The organism is Ruegeria aquimaris (assembly GCF_025751555.1).
Classification (GTDB): Bacteria; Pseudomonadota; Alphaproteobacteria; order Rhodobacterales; family Rhodobacteraceae; genus Ruegeria_B; species Ruegeria_B aquimaris.
The window spans coordinates 69,421-84,205 of the sequence record NZ_JAOWLB010000007.1 but is presented as its reverse complement, the minus strand read 5'-3'; the positions used below and the strand labels follow the sequence as shown (position 1 = coordinate 84,205).

General features: G+C 64.6%; 15 protein-coding genes. 9 read left to right on the top strand and 6 right to left on the bottom strand.

What is annotated here, in order from left to right:
- Window positions 1–741, top strand: a complete 741-nt coding sequence (locus OE747_RS11855) for an aspartate/glutamate racemase family protein (RefSeq protein ID WP_263828807.1) — start codon at window positions 1–3, stop codon at window positions 739–741.
- Between the two features lie 210 nt (window positions 742–951).
- Here the strand turns inward: OE747_RS11855 and OE747_RS11850 are convergent, their stop codons facing one another.
- The 6 genes from OE747_RS11850 to OE747_RS11825 all read right to left on the bottom strand — a co-directional run bounded on the left by OE747_RS11850 (window position 952) and on the right by OE747_RS11825 (window position 6,608).
- The gene (locus OE747_RS11850; protein ID WP_263388199.1) at window positions 952–1,197 is read right to left on the bottom strand and encodes a MoaD/ThiS family protein; all 246 of its coding nucleotides are present in this window, start codon (window positions 1,195–1,197) and stop codon (window positions 952–954) included.
- Entirely contained in the window at window positions 1,190–3,451 is a 2,262-nt protein-coding gene (locus tag OE747_RS11845; RefSeq protein ID WP_263828806.1) for a xanthine dehydrogenase family protein molybdopterin-binding subunit, read from the bottom strand. The genes OE747_RS11850 and OE747_RS11845 overlap by 8 nt, the downstream gene beginning before the upstream one ends.
- Complete coding sequence (locus OE747_RS11840) at window positions 3,451–3,930, bottom strand: (2Fe-2S)-binding protein (protein ID WP_164132127.1); 480 nt, start codon at window positions 3,928–3,930, stop codon at window positions 3,451–3,453. Before OE747_RS11840 ends, OE747_RS11845 begins: the two co-directional genes overlap by 1 nt.
- Window positions 3,927–4,808, bottom strand: a complete 882-nt coding sequence (locus tag OE747_RS11835) for an FAD binding domain-containing protein (RefSeq protein WP_263828805.1) — start codon at window positions 4,806–4,808, stop codon at window positions 3,927–3,929. Before OE747_RS11835 ends, OE747_RS11840 begins: the two co-directional genes overlap by 4 nt.
- Window positions 4,809–4,990: 182 nt before the next feature.
- Complete coding sequence (locus OE747_RS11830) at window positions 4,991–5,827, bottom strand: tryptophan 2,3-dioxygenase (RefSeq protein ID WP_263828804.1); 837 nt, start codon at window positions 5,825–5,827, stop codon at window positions 4,991–4,993.
- A 4-nt stretch (window positions 5,828–5,831) separates the two neighbouring features.
- Window positions 5,832–6,608: an alpha/beta hydrolase gene (locus tag OE747_RS11825; RefSeq protein ID WP_263828803.1), complete on the bottom strand. Its 777-nt coding sequence runs from the start codon at window positions 6,606–6,608 to the stop codon at window positions 5,832–5,834.
- Window positions 6,609–6,741: 133 nt separating this feature from the next.
- Here OE747_RS11825 and OE747_RS11820 point away from each other — a divergent pair, with 133 nt between their 5' ends.
- From OE747_RS11820 to OE747_RS11785, 8 genes are all read left to right on the top strand, one after another.
- Window positions 6,742–9,036, top strand: a complete 2,295-nt coding sequence (locus tag OE747_RS11820; RefSeq protein WP_263828802.1) for a bifunctional salicylyl-CoA 5-hydroxylase/oxidoreductase — start codon at window positions 6,742–6,744, stop codon at window positions 9,034–9,036.
- Window positions 9,033–9,791 carry an SDR family NAD(P)-dependent oxidoreductase gene (locus OE747_RS11815; RefSeq protein ID WP_263828801.1) on the top strand — a complete coding sequence of 253 codons (759 nt, stop codon included), beginning with the start codon at window positions 9,033–9,035 and terminating at the stop codon, window positions 9,789–9,791. Before OE747_RS11820 ends, OE747_RS11815 begins: the two co-directional genes overlap by 4 nt.
- Entirely contained in the window at window positions 9,788–10,255 is a 468-nt protein-coding gene (locus OE747_RS11810; RefSeq protein WP_263828800.1) for a MarR family winged helix-turn-helix transcriptional regulator, read from the top strand. The genes OE747_RS11815 and OE747_RS11810 overlap by 4 nt, the downstream gene beginning before the upstream one ends.
- The gene (locus OE747_RS11805; protein ID WP_234176925.1) at window positions 10,252–11,055 is read left to right on the top strand and encodes an enoyl-CoA hydratase family protein; all 804 of its coding nucleotides are present in this window, start codon (window positions 10,252–10,254) and stop codon (window positions 11,053–11,055) included. The genes OE747_RS11810 and OE747_RS11805 overlap by 4 nt, the downstream gene beginning before the upstream one ends.
- Before the next feature lie 70 nt (window positions 11,056–11,125).
- On the top strand, window positions 11,126–12,268 hold the full coding sequence (locus tag OE747_RS11800) for an acyl-CoA dehydrogenase family protein (RefSeq protein ID WP_263828799.1): 1,143 nt from the start codon (window positions 11,126–11,128) through the stop codon (window positions 12,266–12,268).
- A 28-nt stretch (window positions 12,269–12,296) separates the two neighbouring features.
- A complete protein-coding gene (locus tag OE747_RS11795; RefSeq protein WP_164132118.1) occupies window positions 12,297–12,749 on the top strand; it encodes a cupin domain-containing protein in 453 nt (150 codons plus the stop codon).
- A 3-nt stretch (window positions 12,750–12,752) separates the two neighbouring features.
- Window positions 12,753–14,375, top strand: coding sequence for an AMP-binding protein (locus tag OE747_RS11790; RefSeq protein ID WP_263828798.1), 1,623 nt, complete (start codon window positions 12,753–12,755; stop codon window positions 14,373–14,375).
- 13 nt (window positions 14,376–14,388) lie between these two features.
- On the top strand, window positions 14,389–14,784 hold the full coding sequence (locus OE747_RS11785; RefSeq protein WP_263828797.1) for a RidA family protein: 396 nt from the start codon (window positions 14,389–14,391) through the stop codon (window positions 14,782–14,784).
- Window position 14,785: the final 1 nt, after the last annotated feature.

The following is a 14,785-nucleotide window of genomic DNA, read 5'->3' as shown; positions in this document are numbered from 1 at the left end:
ATGTCAGTACAAAATGGTGGAAAGACGGTTTTCGGGGCCGCAGTCGGCATCCTGATGCTGGAAACCCGCTTCCCGCGCATCCATGGCGACATGGGCAACGCCATGACCTGGCCCTTCCCCGTTCACTACCGCGTAGTGCGCGGCGCCTCGCCTGATCGGGTGGTGCGCGGCGATCCCCGCGCGCTCCTCGACACCTTTGTCGAGGCAGGTCGCGATCTGGTGGCCACCGGCGCGGACGGGATCACCACCAACTGCGGCTTTCTGGCGCTAGTGCAGGACGAATTGCGGGCCGCTCTCGGGGTTCCGGTGGCGACCTCGTCGCTGATGCAAGTCCCTATGGTGCAAGCGCTTTTACCGCCCGGAAAGAAGGTCGTGATCCTGACGATCTCCAAGGCCACGCTGACCCATGCGCATCTTGCGGCGGCCGGAGTACCACTCGACACGCCGGTCTACGGCACCGATAAGGGCCGCGTCTTCACCCGCGACATTCTGGGCGACGCGCCCGCAATCGACTTCGCCGCCTGCCGTCTGGACATGCTGGACGCCGCCGACGAGATCATGGCACAGGAACCCGATGCGGGCGCCATCGTTCTGGAATGCACCAACATGGTGCCCTATGCCGCCGATCTGCGCAAACGCACCGGCCTGCCAATTTATTCAATCTATTCAATGGTCACGTGGTTCCAGTCTGGCCTGATGCCACGCCGGTTCGAACTGATCCTGGACGATCCGCGCGGATAAACGCGCGTCAAGGGGGCGCTGCCCCCGTCACCTTTGGTGACTCCCCCGGGATATTTTCGGCAAGAGGAAAGAGCAGGGGCCCTTTGCTTCTTTTTGGTTCAAAATACTCCGGAGCGCGAGGCAGCGCCTCGCAAAAAATCGCCGCGTCAGCGGCGCCCGGCCCAACGCCCGCAGGCGTCCCGTCAGGGGCGGCCCAAGTGGGGCGGGAGTTCACCCGCCCCTGATCCGTTGCATCAGATAGACTTCGGCACCGTCGGGGATCGGTTCCGTCAGGCCCGAGGCGATCACGCGACCGTTGATCGTGACGGATACGCCTGCGTCTATCGGCGCCTGCAATTGCGGATGCGCGCGGGTCAGCGCGCGCAGCATCTCACCCGTATCGGTGGCCTCGACCTCGACCACCTCCAGCCCACCGGTCAGCGCCCGCAGGCCGGACCAGAGATGGACCTCAACCATCCGCCTTGAGCGCCGACAGGATGCGCGGCGGTGACATCGGCAGGTTACGCATGCGCACACCGGCCGCGGCAGAAACCGCGTTGGCGATGGCTGCCAGCGGCGGGCAGATCGAGGTTTCACCGACCCCCCGGACACCGAACGGGTGGCCGGGGTTTGGCACTTCGACGATGACCGTGTCGATCATCGGCAGGTCGGAGGCGACGGGAATCCGATAGTCGAGGAAGACGCTGTTCTGCAAACGCCCGTCCTCGCCATAGATATATTCCTCGTTCAGCGCCCAACCGATGCCCTGTGCCGCGCCGCCCTGGTACTGGCCCTCGACATAGGTCGGGTGGATCGCCTTACCCGCATCCTGGATCACGGTATAGCGCACGACGCGCGTCTTGCCGGTTTCCGGATCGACCTCTGCATCGACGATATGGGTGGCAAAGCTGACACCCGCCCCTTCGGGCGTGGCCTCGAAATGGCCCGAGATCGGTCCGCCGGTCTGCCCCATGTTCGCGGTGATGTCGGCCAGCGGCAGCGGGTCGAAATCGCCCGCATTCGGGCCAGAAGGTACCGCGCAGCCGTTTTCCCATTTCACCGCATCCACCGGGATGCCCCATTTCTTGGCCGCCCGCTCACACAGTTTTTCGACCGCGTGGCGCGCCGCCTTGATGGTGGCCAGCCCGCTGGCATAGGTCACCCGGCTGCCGTGGCTGACATCGTTATAGCCCAGCGTCGCCGTGTCGGCGATGGTCACGCGGATGTTCTCGTAAGGGATGCCCAGCACCTCGGCCGCCATCAGCGCCATCGAGGCGCGGCTGCCGCCGATATCGGGTGTACCCACCATGACCTGGGCCGAGCCATCCTCGCTCAACGCCAGCGAAACCGAAGTTTCACCGCCATGATTGAACCAGAAACCACAGGAGATGCCACGCCCCTGCCCCGGCTTCAGCGGCGCCGAGAGATGTGGGTGCGCCTTGGCGGCTTCCAGCGTCTGCACCAGACCGATCTGTTGGAAGCGCGGACCATAGCTGGCCTTGGTACCCTCGCGCGAGGCGTTCTTGAGCCGCACCTCGATCGGGTCGAGCCCAAGCTGGTTGCATAGTTCGTCAATCACCGATTCCACGGCAAAGGCCGCCATCGGCGAGCCGGGCGCGCGATAGGCCGCCTGTTTCGGGCGGTTGGTCATCACGTCGTAACCAACCTGCCGCACATTCGACAGGCTGTAGGGGGCAAAGGCGCACATTGCGGTGAATTCCGCCGGTCCACCCGGGAACGCACCGCCTTGCAGGCGGAAGATACCCTCGGCCGCAGTGAGGGTGCCGTCCTTCTTCATCCCGATCTTGATATCCATCGAGGCCGAGGCGGTTGGCCCGGTGGCGCGGAACACCTCGGATCGGCTCATCACCAGTTTCACCGGCTTGTTGGCCTTGCGCGACAGCGCCAGCGCCACCGGTTCGATGAACACGGTCGTCTTGCCGCCAAACCCGCCGCCGATCTCGGAAGCCGTCACCCGCAAGTTCGCGGTTTCGATCCCCAGAAGCGCGGCGCAGGTTTTCTGCACGATCCAGTGTCCCTGGGTGCAGCACCACAGCTCGCCCTTGCCATCCATACCCAGCGTCGCAAGGCAGGCATGCGGCTCGATATAGCCCTGGTGCGTCGCCTCTGTGGTGAAATGATCCTCGATCACCAGGTCTGCCTCGGCAAAGCCAGCCGCCACGTCGCCATGGCCGCTTTCGTGCATGCGGACCACGTTGGGGTGCATCCCCGCGGGCACCGAGTAGTCGGCCGCGCCTTCGCGGATCACCGGCGCGTCGGCCAACATCGCCTTGTCCACATCAGTGACATGGGGCAGGATCTCGTATTCCACCTCGATCAGCTTGAGCGCATCGCGCGCGGCCAGTGCAGAGGTGGCGGCAACAGCAGCAACGGCATGCCCGTCATAGAGCGCCTTGTCGCCCGCCATGACGTTTTCCAGCACGTTCCAGAATTCGCCTTCCAGACCTGGCGCAAATTCCACCTTGTCCGAAAAATCGGCGCGGGTGACCACCGCCTTCACATCCTTGAGCGCCTCGGCCTTCGACGTGTCGATGCGCAGGATGCGGGCATGGGCGTGCGGACTGCGCAGGATGGCGCCGTGCAGCATGCCGGGCGCATAGGCATCGGCGCCGAATTTGGCGCGGCCGGTTACCTTGTCCAGCCCGTCGGGCCGGTTCGGGCGGGTGCCCACAAAGGCGAAATCCTTGGTCTTGAGATCGTCGAGCGCCATTATACCGCCTCCCTCATATCCTTGGCCGTGTCCATCACGGCGCGGATGATCTTGTCATATCCCGTGCAGCGGCACAGGTTGCCGGCCAGCCAGAACCGGACTTCTTCTTCGGTCGGGTCCGGGTTCTGCTCCAACAGTGCCTTGGCGGCGACTAGGATGCCGGGGGTGCAGATGCCGCATTGCAGTGCGGCATAGTCGATGAATTTCTGTTGCAGCGGATGCAGCACATCGCCCTCGGCGATGCCTTCGACGGTGCCAATTTCCTTGCCTTCGGCCTCGACCCCAAGCACCAGGCAGGAGCAGACCAGCCGCCCGTCGAGCGTCACCGAGCAGGCACCGCAATCGCCAGTGCCGCAGCCTTCCTTGGCCCCGGTCAGGCTGAGCTTGTCGCGCAGACAGTCGAGCAGGGTTTCGCGCGGGTCGCAGAGATACTCGACCGCATCGCCGTTGACGGTGGTGGATACGTGGATCTTGCTCATCCGTGGTGCCCCTTGATGATTTCGCCCTTGGCCCGGGCATAGGCGATGCGCGCGACACGCTTGGCCAGCACGCCCGCGACTTCGGTCCGGAATTCGATTGTGCCGCGTTTGTCGTTGATCGGCTTGCAGGCGGCCGAGGCTGCGGCGGCCAGCCGGTCCAGCGCGGCGTCGTCCAGCGTGGAACCGATGATCGCCGCAGCGGCGTCTTCGACCAGCAAGACGGTCGGCGCAACAGCGCCCAGGGACACGCGGGCCTCGACAACGGTATCCCCGTCAAGCCTCAGGTTGACGGCACAACCCACCACGGCGATATCCATTTCACTGCGCGGAATGAAGCGCAGATAGGCGTCGCCTGCGTTTTCGCCCCGCGGGGGAATATGCAGTGCCGAAACAAGCTCGCCCTTTGCCAGCGATGTTTTGCCCGGCCCGGTCGGAATATCCCTGACTGCGACAGTACGATCACCGTTGGGTCCGGTCACGGTTGCGGTCATGGACGCGGCGACCATGGCCGGGACGGAATCCGCAGCGGGCGAGCCGTTGCAGAGGTTGCCCGTCAATGTCGCGCGGCCCTGCACCTGGGTCGACCCCACAAGGTTCATCGCCTCGACCACGCCGGGCCAATCGGCCACCAGCCCGGCATGTTCGCCCAGCTCCGCACCCGGCACGGCCACGCCCAGGGTCCAGCTGCCGTCCGCGTTGCGCGTGATTGCGCCGGTTCCCGGGATCTTCTTGATGTCGATCAGCGTGTCCGGGGTGACAATATCGGCGCGCAACTGCACCAGCACATCGGTGCCCCCCGCCAGAAACCGGGTGATGCCCGACGCGTCAGCGGCGATCCGCGACGCCTCGGCAAAGCTCGCCGGGCTGTGATAATTCATTGTTCTACCTCTTGCCTGTGGGGCCTGAGCCATTGGGTTCGCGGCGACGATAGACCACCTGACCGGCATCGTCCATGTCCGGATAAGTCAGAAAACAATCATGATATGTCGTGTTTGAACGCCATGGCAATTTCGCCCAGACCATGCCGGGCGAATTCGACAACTTTTTCGCAGATTCTGGCTCAGAGTTCGGTGCGAAGATGCCAAAGTTCGGGGAACAGCTCGACTTCGAGCATCCGCCGCAGGTACTGCACACCCGAAGTTCCGCCGGTGCCCCGCTTGAACCCGATGACCCGCTCAACCGTGGTGACATGGTTGAAGCGCCAGCGGCGGAAGTAATCCTCGAGATCGACCAGTTTTTCGGCCAACTCATAGAGATCCCAGAACTTGGCCGGGTTCTCGTAAACCATCTTCCATGCGCGCTGCACATCGGCATCCGCGCTATGCGGATTATCCATCCGGCGCGCTTCGGGCGAGATCGCCACTCCGGTCTTTGCCGACAGGGCGTCCAGGGCCACATGATAAAGCGAGGGCCGCTGCAATTCCTCGGCCAGCATGGCATGCAGCTCCGGCCGATGCTCGTGCACCTTCATCAAAGAGATATTCCGGTTGCCCAGAACATATTCGATCAACCGGTACTGGTGCGATTGAAAACCCGAGGAATTGCCAAGCGCATTGCGGAACGTGGTGTAATCGCTGGGTGTCATCGTGCGCAGCACGTCCCACGCCGAATTGAGCTGGTCGAAAATGCGCGCAACCCGGGTCAGCATCTTGAACGCCGGGCGGAAATCGCCGCCAGACATCAGCAACCGCCGCGCTGCGGTCAGTTCGTGCAGAACAAGCCGCATCCACAATTCGCTAGTCTGGTGCTGGATGATGAACAGCAACTCGTCATGCGCATCCGATTGCAGGTGATGCGTGGCGAGCAGGTCGTCCATATGCAGATAGTCGCCATAGCTCATGTCCTTGGCATAGGACATCTTGGCGCCTTCCTGGCTGGGGTCATAGGCTTGGGACATCGGGTTAATCCTTGAGAAGTTCTGAAAGCAGGGCGGAGCCGGGGCGCCCCAACTCTTCGACGACCGAGAAATGCTCGTGCCCGGCGGCAAAGACGTTGGGCACGCCCCACGCCTCGGACAAGAGCCGGGTCTGGCGCACCAATTCGGGCCGCTCATCGGCGCCGACCCAGCAGGTGACCGACAGGCCCGCGCGCCGGGGCAGAAGCGCGGGGCTTTCGGCCTCGGCCTCTGCCGCGTCCAGATGCAGCACCTCGTTCATCCGGGTGGCCAGCAGCGGGCGCAGATCGTGGATACCGCTGATACTGATCACCCGGTCCAGCCGGTCAGGCAGCGGCCCGTCGGTACAGGCCATGCGGGCCACCAGATGGCCACCGGCGGAATGGCCCGCCAGCCGCACCGGTCCCGCGACGTGACGCGCTGCCTCTTCTATCGATGCTCGAACTTCCTCGACCATCTGGCCCAGCCGCGCCTCGGGCGCCAACGTGTAAGAGGGCACCGCCAGCGCCCAGCCCCGGCTGAGCGGCCCGGCGGCGAAATGCGACCAGAAGCTCTTGTCGAGCTTTTGCCAATAGCCGCCATGCACAAATACCACGAGGCCCTTCGCCGCGCCGTCGGGGCGGAACAGGTCCAGCCGGTTACGCGGGCCCGGAGCATAGGAAATGTCAAGCGTCCCGCCCTGACTGTCGCGCCAGGCCGCCGCCGCAGCGCCCCAGGCAGCGGCCAGCTTGTCCGACCCCGGCACATAGCTGGAATTGTCAAAGGCATCATCCCAGTCGATCATCGCAGACCCTCCCGATTTGCGGATAGCGTAGATGCCGCTCCGTTATATTTCAAGCTTAAAGGTTTAGGCTTGAAATATATCCGAATCCCCGTATCCTCATCCTCAATCAGCGTATCTTGCGAGGGAGGATGCAATGCGTGTCGCATGTCTGGGTGGCGGTCCGGCGGGGCTCTATTTCGCCATTTCGATGAAGCTGCGCGACCCTTCGCATCAGGTCACGGTGATCGAGCGCAACAAGGGCGACGATACATTCGGCTGGGGCGTGGTGCTGAGCGATGACGCGCTGGAAAACCTGGCCGCCAACGACCCCAAGAGCGCCGAAACGATCCGCTCGAACTTTGCCTATTGGGACGATATCGCGGTGGTGCATGACGGGGTGCGCACCGTCTCGGGCGGGCACGGTTTTGCCGGGATCGGGCGCAAGGCGATGCTGCTCCTGCTTCAAGACCGCGCCCGCGAGTTGGGCGTCGATCTGCAATTCCAGACCGAAGCACGCCCCATTGCCGAGTATCAGGCGGAATACGATCTGGTGGTGGCCTGCGACGGGCTGAACTCGCGCGTGCGCAGCGATCTGGCCGCGCATTTCAAACCCGATATCGACACCCGCCAGTGCAAGTTCATCTGGCTTGGCACCCATCAGAAATTCGACGACGCCTTCACCTTCATCTTTGAAAAGACCGAACATGGCTGGATGTGGGTGCATGCTTATCAGTTCGACGAGGACACCGCGACGGTGATCGTGGAATGCAGCCAGGAGACCTGGGACGCCTGGGGATTCGAGCATATGTCCAAGGAAGAGAGCGTCGCCACCTGCGAGCGCATCTTTGCCGCGCATCTGGGCGGCCACAAGCTCATGTCGAATGCCAGCCATCTGCGCGGCTCGGCGGTCTGGATCAACTTTCCCCGCGTTCTGTGCGAGAAATGGCACCATGAAAACGTGGTGCTGATGGGCGATGCGGCGGCCACCGCGCATTTCTCGATCGGCTCGGGCTCGCGCCTGGCCTTTGACAGCGCCATTTCGCTGGCCACCTATCTGCATTCCGAACCGACGATGGAAAGTGCCTTCGAGCGCTATCAGGAGGAACGCCGGCTCGAGGTGCTGCGCCTGCAATCGGCGGCACGCAACTCGCTGGAGTGGTTCGAACAGGTGGAACGCTATCTGGACATGGACCCGGTGCAGTTCAACTATTCGCTGCTGACCCGCAGCCAGCGGATCAGTCACGAGAACCTGCGCCTGCGCGATGCCGACTGGCTGCGCTCGGCCGAACAATGGTTTCAGACCCGTGCGGGCGCTGCAGCCGAACCCGTGCGCGCGCCGATGTTCGCCCCCTTCCGCCTGCGCGGCATGGAGTTGAAGAACCGCATCGTGGTCTCGCCCATGGCGCAATACAAGGCCGTCGATGGCTGCCCGACCGACTGGCATCTGATCCACTACGGCGAACGCGCCAAGGGTGGCGCGGGCCTGGTCTATACCGAGATGACCTGCGTCAGCCCCACAGGCCGCATCACGCCCGGTTGTCCGGGCCTCTATGCGCCCGAGCATGAGGCCGCGTGGAGGCGGCTGACCGACTTCGTGCATGGCGAGACGAGCGCCAAAATCTGCTGCCAGATCGGTCATTCCGGGCGCAAGGGCTCGACCCAGCTGGGGTGGGAGACGATGGACGCGCCCCTGAAGGCGGAAAACTGGGGCCTGATCTCGGCCTCGCCCATCCCGTGGTCCGCCAACAATGCCACCCCGCGCGAAATGACGCGGACGGATATGGACGCAGTGCGCGATCAGTTCGTCGCGGCCGCGCAAATGGCGGAACGGGCAGGTTTCGACATGATCGAACTGCACGCAGCACACGGCTATCTGATCTCGTCCTTCATCTCGCCGATGTCGAACTCGCGCGGCGACGACTACGGCGGGTCGCTGGAAAACCGCATGCGCTACCCGCTGGAAGTGTTCACCGCGATGCGGGCCGCATGGCCCGAGGACAAGCCGATGTCGGTGCGGATTTCGGCCAATGACTGGGTGGACGAGGCCGGTGTCACGCCCGAGGAGGCAGTCAAGATCGCGGCGATGTTCCACGCGGCAGGGGCCGATATCATCGACGTTTCCGCCGGGCAGACCTCGGTCGAGGCCAAACCCGTCTATGGCCGCATGTTCCAGACCCCGTTCTCGGACCGCATCCGCAACGAGACCGGCATCGCCACCATGGCGGTGGGCAATATCTATGAGGCCGACCATGCCAACTCGATCCTGATGGCGGGCCGGGCCGATCTGATCTGCGTCGGTCGCCCGCATCTGGCCGACCCCTACTGGACCCTGCACGAGGGCGCGCGCATCGGTGATCGCCACGCCGACTGGCCGCTACCTTATCTGGCGGGCCGGGATCAGGCCTGGCGCCTGGCCGACCGTGACGCCGAGATGGAGATCCGCGCATGACGCTGGAAGGCACCCATGCGGTGGTCACCGGTGGCGGCACCGGAACTGGTGCGGCGATTGCCGAGGCGCTGGCCCATGCCGGTGCCAAGGTCACCGTGCTGGGTCGCCGCGAGGCACCGTTGCGCGAGGTGGCCAAACAGCACAAGTTCATCGGCTGGGTCACCTGCGACGTGACCGATCCGCAGGCGGTCCGCGCCGCCTTTCGGCAAGCGCGCGACCTGAACGGGCCGGTGGGCGTGGTGGTCGCCAATGCGGGTGCCGCCGACAGCACACCGTTCAGGAAGATGACCGCCGAAGGATTCCAGCAGATGCTGGATGTGAACCTCAAGGGCGTATTCAACAGCTTTCAGGCCGGGCTGGCGGATATGGAAAACGCGGGCGAGGGGCGGTTGATCGCCATCGCCTCGACCGCCGGGCTCAAAGGTTATCCCTATGTGGCGGGCTATTGCGCCGCAAAACACGGGGTCGTGGGCCTGATCCGGGCGCTGGCGGTGGAACTGGGCCGCACCGGCGTGACCGCAAACGCGATCTGCCCCGGCTTCATCGAGACCCCGATGCTGGAACGTTCAATCGCCACCATCGTGGACAAGACCGGGCTGAGCGCGGAAGCTGCGGCAAAGTCGCTGCGCAAGGGCAATCCGCAGGACCGATTCATCCAGGTGGACGAGGTGGCGGGCGCGGTTCTCTGGCTCTGCTCCGAGGCCGCCCGGTCGGTGAACGGCCATGCCCTTGCCCTGTCGGGAGGAGAGATATGAGCGCACCCAACCCCCGCCCCGATGTCGGGCCGGACAGCAAGGCGCGGCTGCGCCTCTGGCTGAAACTGCTCAAAACCACGCGCACGGTGGAATCCGGCCTGCGCGAGAACCTGCGGACCGAGTTCGCCTCGACCCTGCCGCGGTTTGACGTGATGAGCGCGCTGGCCCGCAACGCGGGCGGGCTGAAGATGAGCGAGCTGTCGGGCCTCCTGAAGGTGTCGAACGGCAATGTCACCGGCATCATCGAACGGCTTGTCGAGGATGGCCATGTGCTGCGCGAACCGGTGCCGGGCGACCGCCGCGCCAACCGGGTCCGCCTGACCCGCAAGGGCGAAGAGGAATTCGCCCGGCAAGCCGCGCGCCACGAGGCCTGGGTCGACGATCTGCTGGGCGCGCTCGACGCTGACGAGGCCCGCGCGATCACGGCAACGCTGGACCGCATTCTGACAGAGGGAAAATCATGACCGCCGCCGACACCACCCATTTCCTGTGCACCATCGAAGACGGCATCGCCCGCATCGCGCTGGACCGGCCCGAACGCAAGAACCCGCTGACCTTCGACAGCTATGCCGAGCTGCGCGACTGGTTCCGCGACCTGCATTACAATGACGACATCAAGGCGGTAGTCTTTGCCTCGAACGGCGGCAATTTCAGCTCGGGCGGCGATGTGCATGACATCATCGGGCCGCTCACCCGGATGAACATGAAGGAGCTGCTGCAATTCACCCGAATGACCGGCGATCTGGTCAAGGCGATGATCAATTGCGGCAAACCGGTGATTGCCGCCATCGACGGCATCTGCGTCGGCGCGGGCGCGATCATCGCCATGGCCTCTGACCTGCGCATCGCGACGCCCGAGGCCAAGGTGGCCTTTCTGTTTACCCGCGTCGGGTTGGCTGGCTGTGATATGGGCGCCTGCGCCATCCTTCCCCGGATCATCGGCCAGGGTCGCGCGGCGGAACTGCTCTACACCGGACGCGCGATGAGCGCTGACGAGGGTGCCGCCTGGGGCTTTCACAACCGGCTGGTGGCGGCGGACACGCTGGAGGATGAGGCCCGCAAACTGGCCCAGCAGATCGCGGCAGGCCCGAATTTCGGCCATATGATCACCAAGACCATGCTGGCGCAGGAATGGTCGATGTCGATCGAACAGGCGATCGAGGCCGAGGCGCAGGCACAGGCGATCTGCATGCAGACCGGCGATTTCGAACGCGCCTACCGCGCCTTTGTCGCCAAGGAAAAACCCGTGTTTATGGGCGATTGAGGTCGGACCGGGGCGCTGCCCCGGACCCCGGAGTATTTGGGGCGAAATGAAGCCCCTTGGGAGGAATGAGATGGCAGACCGCAGCTTTCTGACCTGGCCGTTTTTCGACGAGACCCATCGCGCCCGCGCCGAGGCGATGGAGGGCTGGTGCGCGCGCCTGCATGTGGATCACGGCGACATTGACGCGGCCTGCCGCAAGCTGGTGGCGGATCTGGGCGCGGGTGGCTGGTTGCAGGCCACCGGTGCGGCCGAGGGCGAGCGGCTGGACGTGCGGACCCTGTGTCTCAGCCGCGAGATCCTGGCGCGTCATGACGGGCTGGCCGATTTCGCCTTTGCCATGCAGGGGCTGGGCACCGGGGCGATCTCGCTCTTTGGCACTCCCGCGCAGCAGGCCGAGTGGCTGCCGCTGACCCGCAGCGGTCAGGCGATCTCGGCCTTTGCGTTGACCGAACCGCAATCGGGTTCGGATGTGGCCAATTCCACCATGACCGCCACCGCCGATGGTGACGATTACGTGCTGAACGGCGAAAAGACCTGGATCTCGAACGGCGGCATCGCCGATGTCTATACGCTCTTTGCCCGCACCGGCGAGGCACCCGGCGCACGCGGGCTCAGCGCCTTTGTCCTGCCCGCGGGTCTACCGGGGTTTGAGGTGGTCGAGCGCCTGGAAGTGATGGCGCCGCACCCGCTGGCGCGGCTGCGCTTTAGTGATGTGCGGGTGCCGAAATCGGCGCTGCTGGGTGCGCCCGGCGAAGGGTTCAAGGTGGCGATGGCGGTGCTCGACGTGTTCCGCTCGACCGTGGCGGCGGCGGCGCTGGGATTTGCCCGCCGCGCGCTGGACGAGGCATTGGCGCGCGTCACCACACGGCAGGTGCAGGGCGCGCCGCTGTTCGATCTGCAAATGGTGCAGGGCCATATCGCCGATATGGCGCTGGATGTGGATGCCAGCGCGCTGCTTACCTATCGCGCCGCCTGGGCCAAGGACATGGGCGCCCCGCGCGTCAGCCGCGAGGCGGCGATGGCCAAGCTCTATTCCACCGACCATGCCCAGCAGGTGATCGACCGCGCAGTGCAGCTGTTCGGCGGCGACGGGGTACGGCGCGGCGAAAAGGTCGAGGAGCTCTATCGCGATATCCGCGCCCTGCGCATCTATGAGGGCGCCAGCGACGTGCAGCGGGTGGTGATCGCCCGCCAGGTGTTGGCGCAGGGATAAGACCGAAACGTCAATGGGAGGAGAGACCATGACCCAGGATCTGGAAAAGGGCATTACCGAAAACGGCACCGGTTATGACGGTGTGGTCTGGAACATTCTGGGCCAGACCTATTACCCCAAGGCGGTTTGCGAGACGACCTTTGCCTTTGAGACGAACTCGGAACCGGGGCAATTCGTGCCGGTGCATGTCCACCCCACCCAGGACGAATTCATCCTGGTGCAGGAGGGCGAGCTGGACCTGAAGCTGGACGGTGTCTGGACCAAGGCGCGCGCCGGTGATCTGGTGCGCATGCCCAAGGGTATCCCGCATGGCTATTTCAACAAATCCGACAAACCGGCCCGCGCGCTGTTCTGGGTCTCGCCCGCGCGCAAGCTGAAAGAGCTGTTCGAGGCGCTGGACAATCTGGAGGATGTCGAACGGGTGGTCGAACTCTCGGCCCAGCACGAGGTCGATTTCCTGCCGCCCGAGGCGAATGACTGAACCATGCTGGGACCAAGCGCACATATCGACACCTTCACCCGGGACAACTTGCCGCCGCCCGAGCAATGGCCCGATTTCCTGTTGGACGGGTTCGATTATCCCGAGCACCTGAATGTCGGGGTTGAGCTGACCGATGCCATGGTCGACAAGGGGTTTGGCGACCATACCGCGCTGATCGGCAATGGCCGGCGGCGCACCTACAAGGAACTCAGCGACTGGACCAACCGGCTAGCCCATGTGCTGGTCGAGGATCTGGGCGTGAAACCGGGCAACCGGGTGCTGATCCGCTCGGCCAACAACCCGGCCATGGTGGCCTGCTGGCTGGCCGCGACCAAGGCGGGCGCGGTGGTGGTCAACACGATGCCGATGCTGCGCGCGGGCGAGCTGGCCAAGATCATCGACAAGGCCGAGATCACCCATGCGCTGTGCGACACGCGGCTGATGGAGGAGCTTGTCACCTGCGCCAAGACCTCGAAACACCTGCGCACGGTGGTGGGCTTTGATGGCACCTCGAACCACGATGCCGAGCTGGACCGGCTGGCGCTGCAAAAACCGGTGCGCTTCCAGGCGGTCGCGACCGGGCGGGACGATGTGGCGCTATTGGGGTTCACCTCGGGCACCACGGGCGACCCAAAGGCGACGATGCACTTCCATCGCGACCTGCTGATCATCGCCGACGGCTATGCGCGCGAGGTTCTGGGCGTGACGCCGGACGATGTGTTCATCGGCTCACCACCGCTGGCCTTTACCTTTGGGCTGGGCGGGCTGGCGGTGTTTCCGCTGCGCTTTGGCGCCGCCGCGACCCTGCTGGAACAGGCAAGCCCGCCCAACATGGTCGAGATCATACAGCAGTACGGCGCCACGGTCTGTTTCACCGCGCCCACCGCCTATCGCTTCATGCTCAAGGCGATGGACGAGGGCGCCGATCTCAGCTCGCTTCGGGCGGCTGTTTCGGCGGGCGAGACCCTGCCCGCCCCGGTCTATGACGAATGGATCGCCAAGACCGGCAAGCCGATGCTCGATGGCATCGGCGCCACCGAGATGCTGCATATCTTCATCTCGAACCGGTTCGACGACCACCGCCCCGCCTGTACCGGCAAGCCGGTGACGGGGTATCAGGTGCGCATCCTTGACGAGGCAGGCAACGAGGCGCCACGCGGCGAGGTCGGGCGGCTTGCAGTGCGCGGTCCGACCGGCTGCCGCTATCTGGCCGACGACCGGCAGGCGGGATATGTGCAAAACGGCTGGAACGTGACCGGCGACAGTTTTGTGATGGATACCGATGGCTATCTGCATTTCGCCGCCCGCAGCGACGACATGATCGTCAGTTCCGGCTACAACATCGCCGGGCCCGAGGTCGAGGCGGCGCTGCTGTCGCATCCGGCGGTGGCCGAATGCGGCGTCATCGGCGCCCCGGACGAGGCGCGCGGCCATATCGTCGAGGCTTATGTGGTGCTGGCGCCGGGCCATACCGGCGACGCGCTGATGGTCAAGACCTTGCAGGACCACGTCAAGGCGACCATCGCCCCCTATAAATATCCCCGCAGCGTCCGGTTCATCGACGCGCTGCCCAAGACTCAGACCGGCAAGATCCAGCGCTTCCGCTTGCGCACGGACAGTCAGTGAACGGAGGCCAGACATGACCCACAAGACCATCCAACCCGAGGGCTGGGCCCCCGCCAAGGGCTATGCCAACGGCATGCTTACCCGCGATGGGCATCTCTATGTCGGCGGACAGATCGGCTGGAACGCGCAACAGCGGTTCGAAAGCCATGATTTCATCGGCCAGATGGAACAGGCGCTGCGCAACATCCTCGATGTGGTCGAGGCCGCCGGGGGCCGGGCCGAGCATATCACCCGACTGACCTGGTACGTGACCGACAAGAAGGAATACATGGCCCGCCAGGCCGAGATCGGCGCCAGCTATCGCAAGGTGATGGGCCGTCATTTCCCGGCCATGGCCATGGTGGTGGTCGCCGGCCTGGTCGAGGATGATGCCCTGGTCGAGATCGAGGCCACCGCCGTCATCGACTGAT